Raw genomic sequence first — 21003 nt, forward strand, 5'->3', positions numbered from 1 at the left:
TCTGACCTTGAATTCTAGCCATAGCGCGAGGCGGCCGTCCACCCCGACGGAATCGCGATGCACGGGCGGTGCCCTCCAAGTCCCTCAGATCAATTCTTCGGCTGGCCGAAATCGAGCGGCGGTGGCAGCTCGACGTCCGGTCTCGAGCTTGATCTTGTCCAGGTCCACCTTCGCGTGCGCATCCAGCAGTGCCGTCACCGTGATCGGGAAGGCGATGACGACCGCGACCATGATCGCCTGCAGGCCGATCCAAGCTATCTGCGCCCCAGCAGATGCCGAGCTCTTGACCTCCTTCTGCGGTCTGGACCGGATCCTTCGCGGGCACCTGCGATGATGGGCTTACACCAACCTGACAAGCGTATGGCCATCGGACCTTTTTCGCTGGCCGCGGCGGCCGGAATGGTGGAAGAAGAGCGAAGATGCCGCGGGGCCGTGCGGCGACCTTGGGTGTTCGTGGGGACTTCGATGCGGCTTCTGATCGTTGAGGACAATGCTGAGCTGTCGCGGCTTGTTGCCGGCGGGCTGGCGGCGGCCGGCTACGAGAGCGACGTCGTGGGGAGTGCCGCCGAGGCGCGCGAGGCGGTGAGCTGCGTGAACTATGCCGCGATGATCCTCGACCTCGGCCTGCCCGACGGCGACGGCCTGTCGGTGCTGCGCGAGCTGCGCCTCAAGATGGAGCCGCTGCCGGTGCTGGTGCTGACCGCGCGCGGCGGCTTGCAGGACCGCGTCACCGGCCTGCGCAGCGGCGCCGACGACTATCTGGCAAAACCGTTCGCGATGGAGGAGCTGGTGGCGCGGCTGGAGGCCATCCTGCGCCGCCCCGGCCAGTTGCTCGGCCGCTCGCTCACTCTCGCCAACCTCGTCTACGACACCGAGAGCCGGCAGATCTTCGTCGACGACCAGCCGCGGATCATCTCCGCGCGCGAGACCTCGGTGCTCGAGATCCTGCTGCGCCGGCAGGGGCGGGTGGTACCGAAGAAGAACGTCGAGGACCACATCTTCGGGCTCGACGGCGAGGTCGCCTCCAACGCGGTCGAGGTCTACGTGTCGCGGCTGCGCAAGCAGCTGGCCGAACACGGCGCGAAGGTCGTGATCCATACGATCCGTGGCGTCGGCTATCTCATGACCGAGGAGAAATAGCGTGCCCGCCGCGGGCCGTGCCGGATCGCTGACCTTCAAATCGCTGATCTCGCGCATCGTCTTCCTGCACATCGTCGCGGTCGCGATGGTCGCGATCTTCCTGCCGCTGGTGTTGTTCTGGCTGCTCAACTCCGAGATCGACCAGCTGCATCGCGATGCCATGCGCGCGCAGGCCGAGGTGCTGGCGGAGCGCATCGTCGCGCAGCCGGACGGCACGTTGACCTTCAACCTGCCCGACAGCCTCAAGGGGCTGTACTCGGACGCTTATGGCCGCTACCAGTTCGACATTCGCGATGCCGACGGAAGGTCGCTGTTCTCCTCGCACCGACGCTCAGTGACGACGCCCTCCCGTTTCTCCGACACCGTCTCCGGCGCCAGCGTCACGCGAGACGTTGCCGGCAAGACGGTGCGCATCCAGGTTGCCGAGGATCTGGCCCACCGGGACGTCATCATCGACGATATCGTCTCGAACTTTTTCCGGCGGGTCGGGTGGATCACCGTCCCGATCCTCCTGGTCCTGCTTGCCATCGACATCATCATCTTCCGCCGGGCGATCGCGCCGTTGTGGAAAGCCTCTCAGGAGGCCAGCAACATCGGCCCTGCACGCACCGACATTCGCCTGCCGACCGAGCAGATTCCGCGCGAGATCGTGCCGCTGGTCACCGCCGTGAACCAGGCGCTCGACCGCCTCGAGGCCGGCTTTCGCGTGCAGCGGCAATTCACGGCGGATGCCGCGCATCAATTGCGCACGCCGCTCGCAATCTTGCGCACGCGGATCGAGACGCTCGGCGACGGCGCGGAACGGCGGGCGCTGCATGCCGATGTCGAGGCGATGAGCCGGATCGTCGCCCAACTGCTGGAGATTGCCGAGCTCGACACGCTAGTGCTCGATCCCGACGAGACCGCGGATTTGCGCGCCGTCTGTGCCGAGGTGGTCGGCTCGATCGCTCCGTTCGCGATCGCGCAACGCAAGGACATCGCGCTGAAGGGCACCGAGGCGCCCGTCCTGATCCACGGCAATTCGGAGATGCTGCAGCGCGCGGTGTTCAATCTTGCCGAAAACGCCATCAAGTTCACGGCGGAGGGCACCACCGTCGAGGTCGAGATGGGAGAAGACGGTTCAGTGCGCGTGCGCGATTCCGGCCCGGGCATCGGCGAGGGCGAGCGCGAGCTGATCTTCCAGCGCTTCTGGCGCGCCGATCGCCGGCGCAGTGACGGCGCGGGGCTGGGGCTCTCGATCGTGCGCGCCGTGGCGGATGATCACGCCGCCACGGTGTCGGTGGAGAACCTGCCCGGCGGCGGCGCGGAGTTCACGCTGCGGTTTCGGCTCGCGAACAAAACTGCCTCTTTACCCTCTCCCCTTGTGGGAGAAGTTGGCTCAACCGCTATTTCAGCTTGCCGGTCGACAGGTCCATGATCATGCGTGACGTCAGATACAGCCGCGGCACGATGCTGTCGATCTGGACATATTCGGCGTCGTTGGAGTGCGCGCCGAAGCTCGACAATCCCATGCCTTCCACCACGGCTCCCTTGGACTGCAGCGCGGCAAAAGCTGCGTCGGTGCCTCCGCCGGTGGCCTTCTCGTCGACCTTGAGGGATAGTCCAATCTCGCCGTAGATCGTCTTGCCATGGGCAGCCACCCGGCGGGAGGCTTCGCTGGGTTCGAGCGGCGGGCGGCGCACCTCGAACTTCAGCTCGACCCTGGACTCCGGCAGCAGGCGATTCTTGATCTTGTCCTGCAGCGCCTTCTGCAGCTCGTCGAAGTCGGACACCTTGAGCGCACGCGCGTCGGCCTGGGCCGTCGCCTCGGCGGGGATCACATTGCGGTTGGTGCCGGACTTTGACACCGTCCAGTTCAGCTTCAGGCCCTGCTCGGGCTTGGACAAGTCCTTCATCTGCAGCACCTGATGCGAGAGCTCGTACAGCGCATTCACGCCGCCTTCGGGCCGCGCGCCGGCATGTGACGATCTGCCATGCACGGTGAGATAGGCCGAGCCGATGCCGCTGGTGGCGAGGCGCAGCGTGCCGTCGGTGCCGCCGCCCTCGAACGAGAACACCACGTCCTGATCCGAGGCGAGCTTGGTGATGGTGCTGCGCCAGCCGGGCGAGGAGATCTCCTCGTCGCCGTTCGTGAGCACCGTGAGCGTGCCGTAATCCCTGAAGTTCAGCTTCTGCAGCAATGCAACGGTATGAAGAATGAGCGCGATTCCCTGCTTGTCGTCGGCAATGCCGAGGCCGTAGGCCTTGTCGCCGTCAATGCGGAACGGCTGGTCCTTCAGCATGCCCTTCAGGTACACCGTGTCCATGTGGGCAATCAGCATGATCTTCTTGGACCCCGTGCCCTTGAGCACGGCGTGCACGGCCGGCCCGATCTTCTCAGGGGTGTCGTCGAGGCGATAGATGTCGGTGGGCTGCAGGATTGCCACGGTGCCGCCGAGCTGCTTGAGCTGGCCGGCAATGCGTTCGGCGATCTGGTTCAGGCCCTCGATGTCCTTGCTGCCGGATTCGATGTTGACGAGATCGCGCAGCGTGTCGAGCAGTGGCTGCTTTTCGTTCTGCGCCAGCGCATGGACGTCCGCGACCGGCTCGGCCTGCACCAGCGTTGCGGCAGACAGCCAGAGTGAGGCGATCAACGTTCCAAAGAACGTGGAGCCGAGGTGCGATCGAGGCATGAGCGGCCATCCATGCGGGGTGGGGGGACGGCCGGTATGCCTCCGATTTCGCTGCTTGTCACGCGGCGAGGCGCGTCATGCGCCGCGATAGCGGAGCATGACGGCGAGCCTCGTTCACGCTACTTCTGCGGTGGGCCGAGATCCAGCGGCGGCAGCTCGATCTGCGGCACCTCGATCTTGATCGTAGAGGGGTCGATGTTCGTCTGCACGCCCTTGTAGTGCATCACCATCGACGGGAACGCGATCACGAGGCCGACCATGATGATCTGGATGACGACGAAGGGCACCGCACCCCAATAGATCTGGCCGGTGGTGACGGGGTCCATCCGCTTGCCGGTGACGCGATCGGTGTATCGCTCCTTCGGCGCGACGGACCGGAGATAGAACAGCGCGAATCCGAACGGCGGGTGCATGAACGAGGTCTGCATATTGACGCCGAGAATGACGCCGAACCAGATCAGGTCGATGCCGAGCTTCTCGGCGGCCGGTCCCAGCAGCGGGATCACGATGAAGGCCAGCTCGAAGAAGTCGAGGAAGAAGGCCAGTACGAATACGAGCGCGTTGACGAAGATCAGGAAGCCGATCTGGCCGCCCGGCAGCGAGGTGAGCAGATGCTCGACCCAGACGTGACCGTTGACCCCGTAAAAGGTGAGCGAAAAGATGCGGGCGCCGACCAGGATGAACACGACGAAGGCCGACAGCTTGGCGGTCGATTCCGTGGCCTGCCGGATCAGGTCCCAGCTCAGCCGCCGCTTCACGGCACCTAGAATGAGGGCGCCGGCGGCACCCATCGCACCGCCTTCGGTCGGCGTGGCGATGCCGATGAAGATGGTGCCCAGCACCAGGAAGATCAGGAACAGCGGCGGCACCATCACGAAGGTGGTTTGCTGCGCCATCTTCGAGAGGAAACGGAATCCGGTCAGCTTATCCACCACCCAGTTCAGCACGGCGACGGCGAATGCGAAGATGATGCCGTAGAACATGCTGAGCACGACGTAATCGGCGCCGCGAGTGGTTGAACTGCGCATCATGAGCCATCCGAATGCGCAGCTCGCGAGGAACAGCACACCGAGCGATACAAGGCCGCGATCGCCGTTCTCTTCGCGGAAGCCGATGGCGTCCTTCGGCAGGCCGGGCGCCGCCTTCGGCCAGATCATGCTGACGAGGAAAGCGTATCCGGCGTAGAGGGCGGCAAGCACGAGGCCCGGGATGAAGGCGCCTTCGTACATGTCGCCGACGGACTTGCCGAGCTGGTCGGCCATCACGATCAGGACGAGGGAGGGCGGAATGATTTGCGCGAGCGTGCCGGAGGCGGCGATGACGCCGGCCGCCACACGGCGATCATAGCCATAGCGCAGCATGATCGGCAGCGAGATCAGGCCCATCGAGATCACGGACGCCGCCACCACGCCGGTGGTCGCAGCGAGCAGCGCGCCGACGAAGATCACCGCATAGGCGAGGCCGCCGCGGATGGTGCCGAATAGCTGGCCGATGGTATCGAGCAGGTCCTCGGCCATGCCCGACCGCTCCAGCACCAGTCCCATGAAGGTGAAGAAGGGGATCGCGAGCAGCGTGTCGTTGTTCATCACGCCATAGACGCGCTCCGGCAAGGCCTGGAGGAAGTCGGGGTGAAACTGGCCGAGTTCGACGCCGATGATGGCGAAGAACAGGCCGACGGCGCCGAGCGAGAATGCCGCCGGATAGCCGAGCAGCAGCATGACGACCAGCGATACGAACATGATGGGCGCCATATTGGCGATGATGAATGCGGTCATGAATTCCCCCTACACCGTCGCCAACGGCCTACTTCTTCTCGATCGCTTCGACGAGATGCTCGACTTCCGCTTCCAGCGCCGACACCTGCGATTCGTGCGGGTCCGGCATCAAGCCGCGCATCACTGCAATCCGCTTGATCAGCTCGGAGATGGCTTGCACCAGCAGGAACGCGAACCCGATCATGATCAGGGCTTTGGCAGGCCATTGCGGCAGGCCGCCGGCATTGCCGGATTGCTCGTTGATCTGGAAGGAGCGCAGGAAGAACGGCACGCCCGTGACGATCATGACGATGCAGATCGGAATGAGGAAGAACACGTGACCGACCACGTCGATGACGTTGCGTGCCTTCTTCGGCATCGTGTTGCTCACGATATCGATGCGGATGTGCTCATTGTCGAGCAGCGTCCAGGGCGAACAGAGCAGGAAGACGATGCTGAACAGCACCCATTGCAGTTCGAGCCACGAATTGGACGAGGTGTCGAACGTCTTGCGGATGATCGCGTTGACCGCCGAAATGACAACGGCGAGCACGATCAGCCACGCAATACGTTTGCCGGTCCAGCGCGTGAACGCGTCGATCCTGCTGCTCAGCTTAAGGAGCGCTTGCAACGATAGGTCCTCCCCCGATTGTGCCCCGGCCGTCTTGACTGCGCCGAGATGGCGCGTGGCTTGTCTCGCCGCGCAGGCATGAGGCCGCCGCACCAAACCAGCGGGCGTGCCGCCAGTCAATCGGAAGTTTGTTGATAGTTAAGGGGAATAGGACCGCAACTCTACGGAGTTAGCCGCCCGTGACGCTCATGTGCCGGGAGACGCTCGGACGGTCGTGACGGCGGTCGATGATGAAATCGTGGCCCTTGGGCTTCAGGCCGATGGCGCGGTCGATCGCATCCGCAAGCAATAGATCGTCGCTCGATGCACGCAGAGGTTTGCGCAAATCGGAGGCATCCTCGTGGCCGAGGCAGGTGTGCAGAGTCCCGGTGCAGGTGATGCGCACCCTGTTGCAGGATTCGCAGAAATTGTGGGTCATCGGCGTGATGAAGCCGAGCTTGCCGGCGGTCTCGGCGACGCCGACATAGCGCGCCGGACCGCCGGTGCTCTCGGCCAGATCGGTCAGCGTGAATTGCTGGGCGAGGCGGGCCCGCACCAGCGACAGCGGCAGATATTGGTCGATCCGGCCCGATCCGATCTCGCCCATCGGCATCACCTCGATCAGCGTCAGGCCCATGCCCTTGCCGTGGGCCCAGCGCATCAGCGAAGGCAGCTCGTCCTCGTTGAGGTTCTTCAGCGCCACGGCGTTGATCTTCACGGCGAGCCCTGCGGCGCGCGCGGCCTCGATGCCCTCCAGCACCTTGTCGATCTCGCCCCAGCGGGTGATCTCGCGAAACTTCTTGGGATCGAGGGTGTCGAGCGAGACGTTGATGCGGCGGACGCCGCAATCGGCGAGCTCCCGCGCGTGCTTCGCAAGCTGGGTGCCGTTGGTGGTCAGCGTCAGCTCGCTCAACGCGCCGCTCGACAGATGCCGCGACAACGAGCGCACCAGCGACATCACATTGCGGCGGACCAAGGGCTCGCCGCCGGTGAGGCGCAGCTTCTTCACGCCCTTGGCGATGAAGGCCGTACAGAGCCGATCGAGCTCCTCCAGCGTCAGCAGGTCCGCCTTGGGCAGGAACGTCATGTCTTCGGACATACAGTAGAAGCAGCGCAGGTCGCAGCGGTCGGTGACGGAGACGCGCAAGTAGGTGATGGTCCGCCCGAACGGATCGGTCATCGGGGTCGACAATGCGGCGGATCCGGTCATGCGAGAGGCCTTCACTTATGGCGACGGGCGCACCTTTGCTGCAGCGGTGCGGTCGACGCAATCTAAGCATCGGACGCGGCAAGGACAATCGGGTGGTATACGTGAGTGCAGCACTGACGCATGTGACCCCCTCGGCGCGGGATTTCGGCTCGTTCGGTGCGGCTCGCAGCTGGGTTCCGCGTACGACCGGCAACGCCCGCGGCGCCGGTGAAGTCAGCCCTCTATGCATCCATTCGGGATGTGAGGCGGCGAAAATGGCAATCCTATCAAAGCGTTGCTGTGTTGCTTGCCGTCATCAGGCTGATCGCGGCCGCCGGCAGGTCGCGCATGTGGTGGATCAGGCGGTCCGGCTTCAGCTCGGCGATCGGCACGTCGGTGTAGCCGAAGCTGACCCCGATCACGGGCACGCCGGCCCGCCGGGCGACACCGACATCGGTTCCGGCGTCGCCGACCATGATGCTGGCCTTCACCTCGCCGCCGGCCCGGGCCACGGTCTCGCGAAGAATGGTCGGATCGGGCTTCTGGACGCCAAAGGTGTCCGCGCCGCAGATCGCCGCGAAGCGGCGGCTGAGGTCGAGCTGGTCCAGCAGGCGCTTCGACAGCCATTCCAGCTTGTTGGTGCAGACCGCGAGGCGATGGCCCTGGGCGGCAAACTGGTCCAGCGCGGCCTCGAGACCCTCGAAAGGGCGGGATTCCACAGCGATATGGTCGGCGTAATAGGCGATGAAATCCGCCGTCATCCGGTCCATGTCGGCGGGGGTGACGGTGCGGCCCTCCGCCTCCAGCCCCCGCTCGATCAGCTTGCGGGCACCGGCGCCGATCATGTTGCGGGCCGAGGCCATCGGCACCGGCGGCAGGCCTTCGCGGTCGAGCACGTAATTGAGGGCCGTGATCAGGTCGGGTGCCGTATCCACCAGCGTGCCGTCGAGATCGAAGACGATGGTGTGAGGGGAAGTCGTCTTGAAGGAGGTCATGATTCCCAAGCGCTACCGGCCCGGTCCTATCCGCGCAAGGGGCGGGCCCATAAGATCACCTTATAGGCCTGTTCCCAGACCCTGTTCCAGGCCCTGTTCTCCTGGGAAAAACGAGGCTACATAGGCGCCCGAAACCGGCCGGAATCGGCCGCATGTTCGAGACTTCACAAGGCAGGCGCACACGTGACCATGGACCAGTTGAAGCGGCAGGCTGCGGCGCGTGCGCTGGAGGAGGTGCGCGACGGCATGCAGCTCGGGCTCGGCACCGGCTCGACCGCCAAGCACTTCGTCGAGCTGCTCGGCGAACGCGTTGCCGCCGGGCTCAAGGTGATCGGCGTGCCGACCTCCGAGGCGACGCGGGCCGATGCGGAACGCTGCGGCGTCAAGCTGACGACGCTGGACGAGATCGACCATCTCGACCTCACGATCGACGGCGCCGACGAGATCGATCCCGAGCTCAATCTGATCAAGGGCGGCGGCGGCGCGCTGTTGCGCGAGAAGATCGTGGCGGCCGCCTCGGACCGCATGATCGTGATTGCCGACGACAGCAAATGGGTGCCGACGCTCGGCAAGTTTCCGCTGCCGATCGAGGTCATCCCGTTCGGGCTCGGTGCGACGCGCCGCGCGATCGAAAAGGCATTTGCCGAATGCGGCGTTTCCGGGCAAATGGCGGTCCGCAAGGCCAAAGGCGGGGACAAGGACGGCCACGTTTTCGTCACCGATGGCGGCCACTGGATCGTCGATGCCCAGCTCGGACGTATTACGGATCCCCCCGGTCTCGCCAAGGCGTTGAGCGCCATTCCCGGTGTGGTCGAGCACGGGCTGTTCATCGGCTTGGCCAGCTCGGCCGTTCTGGCGGGCGGTGGCGGAATCCGCGTGATTGAACGGCGCAAGCCGAAAGGAGACCAGGAATGAAGAACGTGTTGAAATTCTTGCCGGCTGCGGCTCTCGCTGCGGGATTGGCCCTTTCCGCCGCCCCGGTCGCCGCGCAGCAGGCGGGCCAGAAGGCTCCCGCGGCGCCGGCCCTGCCGAAGGCGTCGCCCGCGGCGATTGCGGCAGCGAAGGAAATTCTGCAGATCAAGAACGCCGCCGGGATGTATGCGGGCGCCGTGCCGGGCATGGTCGAGAAGACCAAGGGCGCGCTGATCCAGCAGAACCTGAATTACCAGAAGGACCTCAACGAGGTCGCCCCGATCGTGGCCCAACAGCTCAACGGCCGCCAGAGCGAGATCGGCGAAGGCATGGCGCAGATTTATGCCAGCGAGTTCACCGAGCAGGAGCTGAAGGACCTCGTCACCTTCTACAAGTCGCCGCTGGGCAAGAAGCTGATCGATGCCGAGCCGCGCGCGATCGGGCAGAGCATGGCGTTCATGAACAGCTGGGCCCAGAACTTCTCGGAAACCGTGATGGGCGCCTTCCGTGCCGAGATGCGCAAGCGTGGCAAGGAGATCTGAGCGCACCTATCTGAAAGCTCGTTCCTGATAAGGGGTCGGAGTGGATAATGGCTGATTTCGACGTCGACCTCTTCGTCATTGGTGGCGGCTCGGGCGGCGTCCGTGCCGCCCGCATCGCGGCCGGCTACGGCGCCCGCGTCATGATCGCGGAAGAGTACCGCATGGGCGGCACCTGCGTGATCCGCGGCTGTGTGCCGAAGAAGCTGTTCGTGATCGGCTCGCACGTCCGTCACGAGCTCGAGGACGCCGCCGGCTTCGGCTGGACCGTGCCGCCCGCCAGCTTCGACTGGCCGACGCTGATCGCCAACAAGGACAAGGAGATCGCGCGGCTGGAGGCGGCCTACACCGCCAACGTCGAGAAATCAGGCGCGCAGATCGTCAAGAGCCGCGCGGTGATCGAGGACAAGCACACCGTCCGCCTGCTCGAGAACGACAAGAAGGTCACGGCGAAGTACATCCTGATCGCCACCGGCGGCGCGCCCAACCATGGCGCGGCGATCCCCGGCATCGAGCACGTGATCTCCTCCAACGAGGCGTTTCATCTTGCGAGGCTGCCGAAGCGGATCGTGATCCAGGGCGGCGGCTATATCGCGCTGGAATTCGCCGGCATCTTCGCCGGCTTCGGCTCCGATGTGACGGTAATCTATCGCGGCGAAAACATTCTTCGCGGCTTCGACGAGGATGTCCGGACCCATGTCCGCGCCGAGATGGAGAAGCAGGGCATCACCATTCTCACCGGCTGCACCGTGACCAAGGTCGACCGCCACGGCGAGGACTTCACCACGCATCTGTCGAACGGCTCGAGCCTCGCCTCCGACCAGGTGATGTTCGCGATCGGCCGCCATCCGAACGTCGCCAATCTCGGCCTGGAGAATGCCGGCGTCGCCATCAATCCCGCCAACGGCGGCATCGCGGTCGACCATTTCTCCAAGAGCTCGGTCGACAGCATCTATGCCATCGGCGACGTCACCCACCGCTTCAACCTGACGCCGGTCGCGATCCGGGAGGGCCATGCCTTCGCCGACACGGTGTTCGGCAAGCGCGAGGTGCAGGTCGACCACGCCAATATCCCGACGGCCGTGTTCTCGCAGCCGGAGGTCGGCACTGTCGGCCTGACGGAAACCGAGGCGCGCGCGCAATTCAGCCACGTCGACATCTACAAGACGACGTTCCGGCCCATCAAGGCGACGATGTCCGGCCGCGACACCCGCGTGCTGATGAAGCTCGTGGTCGACGGCGCGACCGACCGCGTGCTCGGCTGTCACATCGTCGGCGATGCCGCCGCCGAGATCACGCAGGCCGTCGCGATCGCGGTGAAGATGAAGGCGACCAAGGCCGATTTCGACGCGACCATCGCGCTGCATCCGACCGCGGCCGAAGAGCTCGTCACCATGCGCACCCCGACCGCACGGCACGTGCGGCAGGCGGCGGAGTAGCCTCAGCCGTACAGATATCCGACCGGTTTGCCCTCGGTGCGCAGGGGACGCACGTCCTTTTGCGTGATGATCTGACCGGCGAGGCCGTCGATCTCGTCGCGCTGTGTCGCCGTCCAGCTGCGCAGCTCGTTCATGCCCTTGAGCAGGCCGAGGCGGAGGACCTGCGTGTTTTCGCCGACGCCGATCAGGTTGATGGAATCCTTGCCCGCCGTCACCACGTCGCCGGCAGAGAGTTCAAAGCTCTCGCCGGACTTCTTCTTGAACTCGGCCGTGCCGCGAATGACGCGATAGATCACGACCTCGCCCTTGGCAAAACAGGTCGCGTCCGCCGCGGCAGACGTGCTCTTCGGCAAGAGCGCGTGGCCACGCGGGTCGGTCGCGATGATGTGGCCGGTGACGAGATGCCCGCTCGGAATCTCGATGCCGATGTCGCGAATGTAAACCGGCATCGCCGATCTGACAGAACCATCGGTGAGCGGCTTGAACAGTGCGTCGAGCGCCAGGGGATCCTGAAGCCAGAAGCCGGCATCGGCCGGGCGGTCATGCAGCGGATGGCTCCAGGCCACGCGCGGCGTTTCGTCCTCATTGATCTGATCCGGACCGACAATGGTCGGGTTCGGAAAGGTGGTGGGATCGGTGATGAAGGCTTCGAGAAACTTGCCGGAATAGCCCATCGAGATCGGATCGGGCACCACCGTCTGCGGCGTCTTCAAATTCTCTTCGGTCGACAGGCCCGACCACGTGTAGAACAGCTGGCGATGCACGATCGCGCTTTGAAGCATCACCGCGCCCGGGCCGACATTGTACCAGCGGCCGTCATAGTCGAAGGTGAACGCGCCCGAGGTGACCAGCACGAGCTGAAAGCCGCCCGGCGGCAGATGCAAATGGAAGTCGGTGGGGCCGGTGTCGGGCCGATAGATCGGCAGATTGGTGGCGACCTCGTGCAGCAGGAAGGTTTCGTTGTTGGCGTGGAAGCCTTCGTTGGCGCGGTTGTAGAGCGCCTGCGGCCGGTAGGTCGGCTCGAAATTCGCATTCTTGTCGCGATCGATCGCCACGAAGTCCTGATCGTTGAGGCGCAGCCGGGCGCCGTTCGGATGGGTGAGACCGGTGAATTTGATGTTTCCGGCAGCATGCACGTTCATGGCATTCTCCGATCTGAGGCCATTCATCCCGGAAGCCGAGCGCCGTGACTGACCGCTCCTCATCGTGGCCGGGCAGGGACTTGGCCTGATGCTGTCTTGCGAATTTCAGGCCAGCCGGAGCGCAATGCGGCGCGCTGGTCCGCCGGCTGCACGCGACGCGCAAATAATCGAGATTGCACCTGAGGTTAGGCAATGGGTGGCGCCGAACTCGCCCGACCTGTCCTGGCAAGCCGTCAGTGGGCGCAGCGGCTTGTCTTGTCTAATTTGTCGGCATGCCCTGCAAAAGCGCATGCAGCCGGCCCCCGCGACGGGCGCCTGGCACGGTTCAGTCGAATGATCGCGGGAGCTCCGGCTCGGGCTTGCCGGACGGGCTGCCTGCCCATTTCGCCATGTCCATGGCGCGCGCGTCGAAGCCTTCGCACCAGAGGCAGCTCGGCTCCGTGTGGCCGTGGGCCGTCAGCATCGGGACAAGCGCATGGCCGCAGCCGGTGCAGGGTGTGGTGCGATTCATGCGCTTCTCCAACGATCTCCGTAACTCAGGAATGGCATTTTCGTCGCACAAGCTTGCGCGGGGCGCTATGACGGCGCAGAAGCGCTGCGTTGGATAAGCGCGCTCGTTCCCGACAGCGTAGATGTAGCGATCCATTGTGACACGGCTGCGATGTCGTCGCCGCTTTCGCGATAGGCGCGAAGCTGGAATTCCGCCGAGCTGCCGCGCGCGACGATGGTGCGGCAGTGTTCGATCTCGGCGGAGCAGTGCAGTGCGGCTGCGTCCTCCGCAATGTCGTCGATCACCCCGGTGAGCAGCTCCGAGATCGTCACCGGCCCGTCCTTGGAGGCGAAGATGCAGTCGGTGCCGTAGCGCTGGGCGCGCCATTTGTTCTCGACCGCGATCGCGCGCTCGACCGCAGTGACCTCCCGGGACAGCTGAGGGCGCAGATAGAGATGCCGCGTCAGGCAGCGGTAGAGCGAGGCGATGGCAACCGCGTCGTCGACGAAGGTGCAGGTGTCGGGCGCGCGAAGCTCCAGCGTCGGATGGTTCATGGAGGGGCGCATTGCCCACCAGATGTGGCTTTCGTCCGGGATCACGCCGGAGCGCTGCAACGCGCCGACATAAGCGTCGAAATCCTGCTTGCCTTCGAACAATTCGGGCAGGCCGGTGCGCGGCAGCTCGGAATAAGCCGCGAGGCGGTAGCCCTTCAATCCGGTCTTGTGCGAATTCCAGAAGGGCGAGGACGCCGACAGCGCGATGAACAACGGCAGGTGCGGCAGCATCGCCCGCATCACCGCCATGCGTTTCTCGGGATCCGGCAACTGCACATGCACGTGCATGCCGCACATCATGTTGCGGTGACCGATGCTGCGCAGATCCTCGATCATCTCCTCGTAGCGCGGTTTCGGGCTGGGCTGCGACATGCGCCAGACTGCGCTCGGGTGCGTGCCGCAGGCCATGATCACAAAGCCGTATTGCGCAGCGACGTTCGCGACCTCGCGTCGCAGGAAGCGCAGCTCCTCCCGCGCGTCGTTCACGTCGACATGAACGTTGGTTGCGACCTCGAGCTGCGATTGCAGCATCTCGCGCATGGCTTGGCCGCCGGTCGACCAGTTTGCCGATTCGAACAGCTCGTTGGGCGTGCGGATCGCGACCTCGAAGCTGCGGCGGTCAGCGAGGAAGTATTCCTCCTCGATGCCGAAGGAATATTCCGCCGGATTACCGCCGCCGCCGGCAGAACGGATGACGACATGCTGCTTGTCCTCGGAGGGGGCAAGACGCAGCAGCTTTGAAACGTCTGAAGCAAATGTCATTGGCCACCGGCGCGGTCATTACCTGCGGGCGATAATCCGTCTGATTGTGGCCGGTTCCGCACCCGATGTACTGGAAATTGCAAGGTCGAACGGAACAATTTTGACGGCTTCGGACGCTCGCGCGATCAGGGCGTGGTTCGGCGGGACTTCCGCCCAGTCCGATTCCTTATCGAACGGCTCGGAGACGACGATGACTTGCCCGCCGTCCTCGCGGAAGTAGAGCGTGTTCGCGGCATCGTTCACCGAGACCCGAAATGCGTAGAGGTCGCGGCCGTTGGCAATCGCGCTGGTAAAGCGCAGCCGTTCGCGAAGCCCGCCTTCATTGACGAATCCGAGGAGGGATTGCAGCACGGACTGTGTCGCGCCGAGCGGATCGTGCTCGAGACCGGCCCCCATCATGGCCAGGAACACGGCTTCCGAATCCGTCGTGCCCAGCCGCGACGGATAGTAGGCATCGGGAATCAGCGCCTCGACTTTGCGCCGCAGCCGATTCCAGCTCCCGACGAACCCGTTGTGCATGAACATCCAGTGCCCGCAGGCAAAGGGGTGACAATTCTGCCGCGTCACGGCCGTGCCGGTTGCGGCACGCACATGAGCGAAGAACAGATGCGAGTGCAGATGCCGGCAGAGGTAGCGCAGGTTTTCGTCCGACCACGCCGGGCGCGTCTCGCGATAAAGGCCCGGCTCGGGGTGCTCGCCATACCAGCCGAGACCAAAGCCGTCTCCGTTCGAGCCGGCCGTGGACTGAAGCGAGCGGATGCTCTGCGCAATCAGCGAATGCTCGGGTTCGGTGACATAAGGCTCGAACGAGGTGGTTTCGCCCCGGTATGCGATCCAGCGGCACATGCGGGTTCCTGCCAAGCGGTTTGATGCGTTGCGAGGTGCATCAACAATTGTCACGGACGCATAGTTCCAGCTGCGAAAAGGTTGCATGACCGATCCCGCAACGCCGAACGGATGCGGCGGCTGGTCGCAGCCGGTCCGCCTTGATTCCCACAGGCGTACCTATAATTCTGAAACGAACAAGAATCCGGGCCCCTCTGGCGAGGACGTCGGCGTTTGTCGGCAAACCTCGTGATGTCGGATGACCAGTCCCGCGCGAATGCGATGGATCGGCAGATTGTCGGGCCCCTGTTCCGTTTTCTCCGACCATTCGTCCCCATCGCAGCTCCGTGCGGCCTTTTCGCAAGTTAAGGGAGCTACGATGTCCGGAACCAAGTCCTCAGGTCCCATCGAGATCACGGAACCGTCCAGCCTGAATGAGCAGGCCGCGGCAGCGCTGGTGATCGTGGGCGCGCTGGTTGCGGTTGCCGACCGGCGGGTTTCGGCGGTCGAGCGCGACGAGGTGATCTGTTTCATCAGGGATCGCAAGCTGGCGCCGCATCTTTCGGAGGAACGGCTTCGTGCGATGTTCGACGAACTCGCCGAGCGGCTCGAGGAGCCGGATTTTGCCAATGTCGTGATCGACACGCTGCGGCCGGTTTCGAATCTGCCGCTCTCGTCCCACCTGATGGAGCTGTCGGAGCGCGTTGCTGCCGCAGATCAGGACGTTGATCCCCACGAAGTCCAGGCGATCAAGTTGCTGCGCTTGCTGACGCTGGTGCTGCCGCGCGCGAAGCCGGTTGGGGCGAGTGAGCCGGGCCCCAGGCTGCAGGCCGCCTCGAAGGGGTAAGCATGAGCACGATTTCGAACGAGCGCACCAGGCAAACCGAGGGGACCACCGACCAGATCGCCGGTGGAGACCCGCGCCTGGCCAAGCTCGTCGACCGCCTGCCGCCGCGCATGAGCGACACCCTGACCTATCTGCTCAAGCCGTCCAGCCGCTGGGTCAGGATTCCCTCGGGCACGCTGCTGGTCGTCGGCGGTGTGCTCTCCATCCTCCCGGTGCTCGGCGTCTGGATGCTGCCGCTCGGCCTTGCTCTGCTCGCCGAGGACGTGCCTGCGCTGCGCTCCTCCCGTTCAAAAGTCTTCGACTGGATCGAGCGGCGCAAGCCGCATTGGCTCGATCCGTCTGCCTCTAGGAATGATCAATCATGACTGAACTCATCACCGCCGAAGCGCTGTCCGCGCTGTTTCAAGTCATCCTGATCGATCTCGTGCTCGCCGGCGACAATGCCGTCGTCATCGGCCTTGCGGCTGCCGGCCTGCCGGCCGAGCAGCGCCGCCGCGCCATCATCGTCGGTATCGCCGCTGCCACCGCACTGCGTATCGCCTTCGCCGGCGTTGCGACCCAGCTTCTGCAAGTGATCGGCCTTCTGCTCGCCGGCGGCGTGTTGCTGCTCTGGGTCTGCTGGAAGATGTGGCGCGAGCTGCGCGAGCAGGCCGCGCATGCGAAAGAACTCGCATTCGATAGTGGCGGCGCAGGTGCTGCGCCGGTACAGCAGCCGGTACAGCGGAAGACTTTCGGCCAGGCGGCGGTGCAGATCGTCGCCGCCGACGTGTCGATGTCGCTCGACAACGTGCTCGCGGTCGCCGGCGCCGCGCGGGAGCATCCCTACATCCTGGCCTTCGGCCTGCTCTTGTCGGTTGGGATGATGGGCGTTGCCGCGGATCTGCTTGGCCGTTTGCTCCAGAAGCAGCGCTGGGTGGCCTATGTCGGCCTCGCCATCATCCTTTACGTCGCGTTTGAGATGATCTATCGCGGGACGCTGGAACTTGCACCGGTGATTGCGAGTCTCTGAGGCGACAATCTACCGCAGTCCGGAGTGATCAATGACGTCTGAACCCAAAGCACCTTCGGCGCGGGCCGCGCCGTTGCCGCCGGTCGGCCTGCTTCCGAAGCTGATCTTCGGCTCGCGCTGGCTGCAGCTGCCGCTCTATGTTGGCCTCATTGTCGCCCAGTCCGTCTATGTGCTGTTGTTCCTGAAGGAGCTCTGGCACCTCGTCTTGCATTCGTTCGACGCCAGCGAGCAGCAGATCATGCTGGTCGTGCTCGGGCTGATTGACGTCGTCATGATCTCGAACCTTCTGATCATGGTAATCGTGGGTGGATACGAGACCTTCGTTTCCCGGCTGAACCTCAGCGGCCATCCGGACGAGCCGGAATGGCTCGGTCACGTCAATGCCAGCGTGCTCAAGATCAAGCTCGCAATGGCGATCATCGGCATCTCCTCGATCTCGCTGCTCAGGACCTTCATCGAGGCCGGCAATCTCGGCACGACCCGCAGCAATTTCACCGAGAGCGGGGTAATGTGGCAGGTGCTGATTCATATGACCTTCATCGTCTCGGCGGTCGGCATCGCCTGGGTCGACCGCCTCAGCGAGAGCGGCCATCGCAAGGCGGCCGAGCACGGCTGATAAGCTGGCCGCCCAATACCTCCCGAGCGGCCAATCCTGGAGCCCGCCTGATCGTCCGGTTGGGCGGGCTCTCTTTCGAGATCGATAAAATTGTCTGCAATCGGTTCAGCGCCGGCAAACGCTGCCGACAAGAAGCCGGGCGCCTTAAACCAGGCCTTTGGAACCGATCTGCATCCTGCCCGCAAAGGGCAGGGCATCGGGCATGACAATTCTCAGGGAGATCGTCGCAGCGGTCGCGGGAGTCTACGCGCTCCTGCTGGTCTGTGACGCATTGTTCGGCGTCGGCGAGGCGCGCTTCGACGACGCATATTACCGCGCCAGCTTCTACGCACCGCGGCCGAAGGAGTTTCGGTTCGCGAGCGACACGCCGCCGGCGGTGCGCGTCAGCGACGCCTTCGCGCAGTTCGCACCTGGCGACGCCAAGCCGAACCGGCGCTACTCGTCGCTGATGACGGTCATCCGCTAGTGGATGATGAGGCGGGGGGGGCGGGTAGCTCCGCTATACCTCTCCCCAGCGGGGAGAGGTCGGATTGCTATGGCGCGCAATTGCGCGCCTGAGCAATCCGGGTGAGGGGCTGCGGTAATTCGGTGAGACTGTAACCCCTCACCCCGGCTCGCATCTTCGATGCGATCCGACCTCTCCCTTCGGGAGAGGTGAAGAGCCTCATTCCCCCTGAATCCATTCCGCGACGCCGCGCCACAGCGTGTCGCGGTGCTCGGGGCGGAAGAAGCCGAAATGGCCTATTCCCTTGGCGCCGACGTCGGACGGTTTGACCATCAGCACCTCCGGCTTGATCGCAGTGAATCCGCTCGCGAGCAGCTCGACCGCGGGCCGCGTCGCCCAGGGATCGTCGGAGAAACATAGCGAGCGCAGCTCGCCCTTGAACCTGGCGAAGTTCTCGAGTGCCGGCAGCTTTGAATCGAACAGATAGCGCGGGCTCGAGACCCATTCGGTCCATTGCAGGAAGACGCCCTTGGGCAAATCCTCGCCGATACCGGCCCAGCCCGGTGCGTAACCGAGTGCTTTGACCAGCGGCACACCGACAAAATTCATGAAGGCGTAGACCCGGTATTTTTCCGGCGAGGTCATCAACCGCCATGTCGCGGCCTGCGAGGCCACCAAGGCCGCGCGCGAGATATCGCTGTTATTCGCGATCAGCCCGAGCGCCTGGCCGCCGAAGGAATGGCCGATATAGGCGAGCGGCAGGGCATGATAGCGCTCGCGCATCCAGCTGACCGCGGCGGTGACGTCGAGCGCCGCCCAGTCCGACATCGAGGCCTTGAAGCCGACCAGCGATTTCGGCTGGTTGTAGCCGACCATCGCCGGCAGGCGGGAATCGCCGATGCCGCGATAATCGTAGGTCAGCACCGCGCAGCCGCGATGGGCGAGGTAGGAGGCAAAGCCCCGATAGATCTTTCGCGGCACGGCGGTCGCCGAATTGATCAGGACGGCATGGCGCTTGGCGCCGCGCGGCAGGAACAGGGTGCCGGTCAGGGCATAGCCGTCGGCTGCCGGGAAGCTGATCTCGTCGATGAAAACGTCATCCAGTGCCGCGCCCATGGCGGTCGGTGTCCTGTCGGATTCCTCAAGCCTGCGCAAGCAAATGCGAATTCGGCTTTGGCCGCAAGGGTTTGCGCTGCGAAATGGATTTACAACTGGCGGGGCGTGGCCGGCCTGTGTATAAGGCGGCCCTCGCAACCCCTAGATCAGGTTGTGGTTTTTGCTTCACGGAGAGATTGCGATGTCCGAGCGGTGGACGCCCGAGTCCTGGCGCAGCAAGCCGGTGCTACAGGTGCCCGAATATCCCGACGCCAAGGCTCTGGCCGACGTCGAGGCGCAGCTTGCGACCTTTCCGCCGCTGGTGTTCGCAGGCGAGGCGCGCAATCTGAAGAAGGCCTTGGGCCGCGTTGCGGCCGGCGAGGCCTTCCTGCTGCAGGGCGGCGACTGCGCCGAGAGCTTCGCCGAGCACGGCGCCAACAACATCCGCGACTTCTTCCGCGTGCTGCTGCAGATGGCGGTGGTGCTGACCTATGCCGGCGCGGTGCCGGTGGTGAAGGTCGGCCGCATCGCCGGCCAGTTCGCCAAACCGCGCTCGTCGGGGACGGAGAAGGTGAATGGCGTCGAGCTGCCGAGCTATCGCGGCGACATCGTCAACGACATCGCCTTCACCAGCGAAGCGCGCATTCCCGATCCGCAGCGCCAGCTGATGGCCTATCGCCAGTCCGCCGCGACGCTGAACCTGCTCCGCGCGTTCGCCACCGGCGGCTTCGCCAATCTCGGCAGCGTGCATCAATGGATGCTGGGTTTCCTCAAGGATAGCCCGCAGTCACGCCGCTACAAGGAGCTGGCCGACCGCATCTCGGACGCGCTCAACTTCATGCGCGCCTGCGGCCTCGACCTCGAGAGCCATCCGGAGCTGCGTGCCACCGATTTCTACACCAGCCATGAGGCGCTGCTGCTCGGCTACGAGCAGGCCATGACCCGCATCGATTCCACCACCGGCGACTGGTACGCGACCTCGGGCCACATGATCTGGATCGGCGACCGCACCCGCCAGCTCGATCACGGCCATGTCGAATATTTCCGCGGCATCAAGAATCCGATCGGGCTGAAGTGCGGCCCCTCGCTCAAGGTAGACGAGCTGCTGAAGCTGATCGACGTGCTCAATCCCGACAACGAGCCGGGCCGGCTGACGCTGATCGGCCGCTTCGGCTCCGACAAGATCGGCGAGCATCTGCCGAACATGGTCCGCGCCGTGAAGCGCGAGGGCCGGGTGGTGGTCTGGTCCTGCGATCCCATGCACGGCAACACCATCACCTCGACGTCCGGCTACAAGACTCGTCCGTTCGACCGCATCCTGTCCGAGGTCAAGTCGTTCTTCGCGGTCCACGCCGCCGAGGGCACCCATGCCGGCGGCGTGCATCTGGAGATGACCGGCCAGGACGTCACCGAATGTCTCGGCGGCGCCCGCGCGATCACGGACGAGGATCTCAACGACCGCTACCACACGGTCTGCGATCCCCGCCTCAACGCCGAGCAATCCATCGATATGGCGTTCCTGGTCGCGGAGCTGCTCAAGCAGGAGCGCGCCGGCAAGGCTCAGCCGATTCCGGCCGCAGCGGGGCTGTAAGACCTTGCTGCGGATCTGGAAGGCCACGATCAATTCCCGCAACGGGCTGGCCTTTGCGTTCCGGTCGGAGCAGGCGGTCCGCGAGGAGATTTTTGCGCTGCTGCTGTCGGTGCCGCTCGCCTGGTTCATCGGCGCCACGGCGATGCGCGCGGTCGAATTGGTGTGCTCTGTCGCTTTCGTGCTGACGGTCGAGTTGCTCAATACCGCGATCGAGAAGCTCGCCGACCGGCTGACCTTGGATCACGACAAGCAGATCGGCCGAGTCAAGGACATGGGCTCGGCCGCGGTTGGCGTTGCGCTCTTGATGACCGGCGCGTTCTGGATCATTGCCATCATCGAGCGATTGGGGTTCCTCTAGAGCGCGGAGACAATCCATT

At 64.5% G+C, this 21003-nt stretch carries 23 protein-coding genes; 12 read left to right on the forward strand and 11 right to left on the reverse strand.

Going from position 1 to position 21003, the window contains the following annotated elements:
* Positions 1 to 84: 84 nt before the first annotated feature.
* Positions 85 to 231: a hypothetical protein gene (locus I6F09_RS00620; RefSeq protein ID WP_225187260.1), complete on the reverse strand. Its 147-nt coding sequence runs from the start codon at positions 229 to 231 to the stop codon at positions 85 to 87.
* Between the two features lie 234 nt (positions 232 to 465).
* Here I6F09_RS00620 and I6F09_RS00625 point away from each other — a divergent pair, with 234 nt between their 5' ends.
* The gene (locus tag I6F09_RS00625) at positions 466 to 1140 is read left to right on the forward strand and encodes a response regulator transcription factor (protein WP_225187261.1); all 675 of its coding nucleotides are present in this window, start codon (positions 466 to 468) and stop codon (positions 1138 to 1140) included.
* 85 nt (positions 1141 to 1225) lie between these two features.
* Complete coding sequence (locus I6F09_RS00630) at positions 1226 to 2557, forward strand: ATP-binding protein (protein WP_225187469.1); 1332 nt, start codon at positions 1226 to 1228, stop codon at positions 2555 to 2557.
* Here I6F09_RS00630 and I6F09_RS00635 read toward each other — a convergent pair.
* The 5 genes from I6F09_RS00635 to I6F09_RS00655 all read right to left on the reverse strand — a co-directional run bounded on the left by I6F09_RS00635 (position 2526) and on the right by I6F09_RS00655 (position 8360).
* A complete protein-coding gene (locus I6F09_RS00635; protein WP_225187262.1) occupies positions 2526 to 3812 on the reverse strand; it encodes a M20/M25/M40 family metallo-hydrolase in 1287 nt (428 codons plus the stop codon). The genes I6F09_RS00630 and I6F09_RS00635 overlap by 32 nt on opposite strands.
* 119 nt (positions 3813 to 3931) lie before the next feature.
* The gene (locus tag I6F09_RS00640) at positions 3932 to 5587 is read right to left on the reverse strand and encodes a TRAP transporter large permease subunit (protein WP_225187263.1); all 1656 of its coding nucleotides are present in this window, start codon (positions 5585 to 5587) and stop codon (positions 3932 to 3934) included.
* Positions 5588 to 5615: 28 nt separating this feature from the next.
* Positions 5616 to 6197, reverse strand: a complete 582-nt coding sequence (locus I6F09_RS00645; RefSeq protein WP_225187264.1) for a TRAP transporter small permease subunit — start codon at positions 6195 to 6197, stop codon at positions 5616 to 5618.
* A gap of 169 nt (positions 6198 to 6366) precedes the next feature.
* A complete protein-coding gene (gene moaA, locus I6F09_RS00650) occupies positions 6367 to 7386 on the reverse strand; it encodes a GTP 3',8-cyclase MoaA (RefSeq protein ID WP_225187265.1) in 1020 nt (339 codons plus the stop codon).
* A 266-nt stretch (positions 7387 to 7652) separates the two neighbouring features.
* Complete coding sequence (locus I6F09_RS00655) at positions 7653 to 8360, reverse strand: HAD family hydrolase (protein ID WP_036034495.1); 708 nt, start codon at positions 8358 to 8360, stop codon at positions 7653 to 7655.
* Between the two features lie 183 nt (positions 8361 to 8543).
* Between I6F09_RS00655 and rpiA the strand changes: the two genes are divergently transcribed.
* The 3 genes from rpiA to gor are packed head-to-tail and all read left to right on the forward strand — an operon-like array spanning position 8544 to position 11250.
* Positions 8544 to 9275, forward strand: a complete 732-nt coding sequence (gene rpiA / locus I6F09_RS00660) for a ribose-5-phosphate isomerase RpiA (protein ID WP_036001558.1) — start codon at positions 8544 to 8546, stop codon at positions 9273 to 9275.
* The gene (locus tag I6F09_RS00665) at positions 9272 to 9814 is read left to right on the forward strand and encodes a DUF2059 domain-containing protein (RefSeq protein ID WP_036001556.1); all 543 of its coding nucleotides are present in this window, start codon (positions 9272 to 9274) and stop codon (positions 9812 to 9814) included. The genes rpiA and I6F09_RS00665 overlap by 4 nt, the downstream gene beginning before the upstream one ends.
* 47 nt (positions 9815 to 9861) lie before the next feature.
* Positions 9862 to 11250, forward strand: coding sequence for a glutathione-disulfide reductase (gene gor / locus I6F09_RS00670; RefSeq protein WP_225187266.1), 1389 nt, complete (start codon positions 9862 to 9864; stop codon positions 11248 to 11250).
* 2 nt (positions 11251 to 11252) lie between these two features.
* Here the strand turns inward: gor and I6F09_RS00675 are convergent, their stop codons facing one another.
* The 4 genes from I6F09_RS00675 to I6F09_RS00690 form a co-directional block, all read right to left on the reverse strand.
* Positions 11253 to 12392 (reverse strand): glucuronate isomerase, encoded by a 1140-nt coding sequence (locus I6F09_RS00675; RefSeq protein ID WP_225187267.1) that lies wholly within the window; start codon positions 12390 to 12392, stop codon positions 11253 to 11255.
* Between the two features lie 325 nt (positions 12393 to 12717).
* The gene (locus tag I6F09_RS00680) at positions 12718 to 12903 is read right to left on the reverse strand and encodes a hypothetical protein (protein WP_225187268.1); all 186 of its coding nucleotides are present in this window, start codon (positions 12901 to 12903) and stop codon (positions 12718 to 12720) included.
* A gap of 65 nt (positions 12904 to 12968) precedes the next feature.
* Entirely contained in the window at positions 12969 to 14198 is a 1230-nt protein-coding gene (locus I6F09_RS00685) for a carboxylate-amine ligase (protein WP_225187269.1), read from the reverse strand.
* A gap of 18 nt (positions 14199 to 14216) precedes the next feature.
* Complete coding sequence (locus I6F09_RS00690) at positions 14217 to 15044, reverse strand: class II glutamine amidotransferase (RefSeq protein ID WP_036001537.1); 828 nt, start codon at positions 15042 to 15044, stop codon at positions 14217 to 14219.
* A 358-nt stretch (positions 15045 to 15402) separates the two neighbouring features.
* On the opposite strand from I6F09_RS00690, the gene I6F09_RS00695 reads away from it, so the two are divergent.
* The 5 genes from I6F09_RS00695 to I6F09_RS00715 all read left to right on the forward strand — a co-directional run bounded on the left by I6F09_RS00695 (position 15403) and on the right by I6F09_RS00715 (position 17961).
* Entirely contained in the window at positions 15403 to 15870 is a 468-nt protein-coding gene (locus tag I6F09_RS00695; RefSeq protein ID WP_225187270.1) for a tellurite resistance TerB family protein, read from the forward strand.
* A gap of 2 nt (positions 15871 to 15872) precedes the next feature.
* Positions 15873 to 16235, forward strand: coding sequence for a hypothetical protein (locus I6F09_RS00700; protein WP_036001531.1), 363 nt, complete (start codon positions 15873 to 15875; stop codon positions 16233 to 16235).
* Entirely contained in the window at positions 16232 to 16879 is a 648-nt protein-coding gene (locus I6F09_RS00705; protein WP_225132829.1) for a TerC family protein, read from the forward strand. Before I6F09_RS00700 ends, I6F09_RS00705 begins: the two co-directional genes overlap by 4 nt.
* A 31-nt stretch (positions 16880 to 16910) precedes the next feature.
* On the forward strand, positions 16911 to 17495 hold the full coding sequence (locus I6F09_RS00710; RefSeq protein WP_036022249.1) for a TIGR00645 family protein: 585 nt from the start codon (positions 16911 to 16913) through the stop codon (positions 17493 to 17495).
* 202 nt (positions 17496 to 17697) lie between these two features.
* Positions 17698 to 17961, forward strand: coding sequence for a hypothetical protein (locus I6F09_RS00715; RefSeq protein WP_225187271.1), 264 nt, complete (start codon positions 17698 to 17700; stop codon positions 17959 to 17961).
* A gap of 198 nt (positions 17962 to 18159) precedes the next feature.
* On the opposite strand, the gene I6F09_RS00720 is transcribed toward I6F09_RS00715, so the two are convergent.
* Positions 18160 to 19056, reverse strand: coding sequence for an alpha/beta fold hydrolase (locus tag I6F09_RS00720; protein WP_225125862.1), 897 nt, complete (start codon positions 19054 to 19056; stop codon positions 18160 to 18162).
* 181 nt (positions 19057 to 19237) lie between these two features.
* Between I6F09_RS00720 and I6F09_RS00725 the strand changes: the two genes are divergently transcribed.
* Both I6F09_RS00725 and I6F09_RS00730 read left to right on the forward strand, forming a co-directional pair.
* Entirely contained in the window at positions 19238 to 20626 is a 1389-nt protein-coding gene (locus tag I6F09_RS00725; protein WP_225187272.1) for a 3-deoxy-7-phosphoheptulonate synthase class II, read from the forward strand.
* 4 nt (positions 20627 to 20630) lie between these two features.
* Positions 20631 to 20984 (forward strand): diacylglycerol kinase, encoded by a 354-nt coding sequence (locus I6F09_RS00730; protein ID WP_036001513.1) that lies wholly within the window; start codon positions 20631 to 20633, stop codon positions 20982 to 20984.
* Positions 20985 to 21003 lie beyond the last annotated feature (19 nt).

This window comes from Bradyrhizobium sp. IC3195 (genome assembly GCF_020193585.1).
Lineage (GTDB): Bacteria > Pseudomonadota > Alphaproteobacteria > Rhizobiales > Xanthobacteraceae > Bradyrhizobium > Bradyrhizobium yuanmingense.

Excerpts from the sequence above, each read along its gene's own strand:
- I6F09_RS00620 (WP_225187260.1), bottom strand. The coding sequence starts at position 231 with ATGGTCGCGGTCGTCATCGCCTTCCCGATCACGGTGACGGCACTGCTG.
- I6F09_RS00625 (WP_225187261.1), top strand. The coding sequence starts at position 466 with ATGCGGCTTCTGATCGTTGAGGACAATGCTGAGCTGTCGCGGCTTGTT.
- I6F09_RS00630 (WP_225187469.1), top strand. The coding sequence starts at position 1,226 with ATGGTCGCGATCTTCCTGCCGCTGGTGTTGTTCTGGCTGCTCAACTCC.
- I6F09_RS00635 (WP_225187262.1), bottom strand. The coding sequence starts at position 3,812 with ATGCCTCGATCGCACCTCGGCTCCACGTTCTTTGGAACGTTGATCGCC.
- I6F09_RS00640 (WP_225187263.1), bottom strand. The coding sequence starts at position 5,587 with ATGACCGCATTCATCATCGCCAATATGGCGCCCATCATGTTCGTATCG.
- moaA (WP_225187265.1), bottom strand. The coding sequence starts at position 7,386 with ATGACCGGATCCGCCGCATTGTCGACCCCGATGACCGATCCGTTCGGG.
- I6F09_RS00655 (WP_036034495.1), bottom strand. The coding sequence starts at position 8,360 with ATGACCTCCTTCAAGACGACTTCCCCTCACACCATCGTCTTCGATCTC.
- I6F09_RS00665 (WP_036001556.1), top strand. The coding sequence starts at position 9,272 with ATGAAGAACGTGTTGAAATTCTTGCCGGCTGCGGCTCTCGCTGCGGGA.
- gor (WP_225187266.1), top strand. The coding sequence starts at position 9,862 with ATGGCTGATTTCGACGTCGACCTCTTCGTCATTGGTGGCGGCTCGGGC.
- I6F09_RS00675 (WP_225187267.1), bottom strand. The coding sequence starts at position 12,392 with ATGAACGTGCATGCTGCCGGAAACATCAAATTCACCGGTCTCACCCAT.
- I6F09_RS00680 (WP_225187268.1), bottom strand. The coding sequence starts at position 12,903 with ATGAATCGCACCACACCCTGCACCGGCTGCGGCCATGCGCTTGTCCCG.
- I6F09_RS00685 (WP_225187269.1), bottom strand. The coding sequence starts at position 14,198 with ATGACATTTGCTTCAGACGTTTCAAAGCTGCTGCGTCTTGCCCCCTCC.
- I6F09_RS00690 (WP_036001537.1), bottom strand. The coding sequence starts at position 15,044 with ATGTGCCGCTGGATCGCATACCGGGGCGAAACCACCTCGTTCGAGCCT.
- I6F09_RS00695 (WP_225187270.1), top strand. The coding sequence starts at position 15,403 with ATGTCCGGAACCAAGTCCTCAGGTCCCATCGAGATCACGGAACCGTCC.
- I6F09_RS00700 (WP_036001531.1), top strand. The coding sequence starts at position 15,873 with ATGAGCACGATTTCGAACGAGCGCACCAGGCAAACCGAGGGGACCACC.
- I6F09_RS00705 (WP_225132829.1), top strand. The coding sequence starts at position 16,232 with ATGACTGAACTCATCACCGCCGAAGCGCTGTCCGCGCTGTTTCAAGTC.
- I6F09_RS00710 (WP_036022249.1), top strand. The coding sequence starts at position 16,911 with ATGACGTCTGAACCCAAAGCACCTTCGGCGCGGGCCGCGCCGTTGCCG.
- I6F09_RS00715 (WP_225187271.1), top strand. The coding sequence starts at position 17,698 with ATGACAATTCTCAGGGAGATCGTCGCAGCGGTCGCGGGAGTCTACGCG.
- I6F09_RS00720 (WP_225125862.1), bottom strand. The coding sequence starts at position 19,056 with ATGGGCGCGGCACTGGATGACGTTTTCATCGACGAGATCAGCTTCCCG.
- I6F09_RS00725 (WP_225187272.1), top strand. The coding sequence starts at position 19,238 with ATGTCCGAGCGGTGGACGCCCGAGTCCTGGCGCAGCAAGCCGGTGCTA.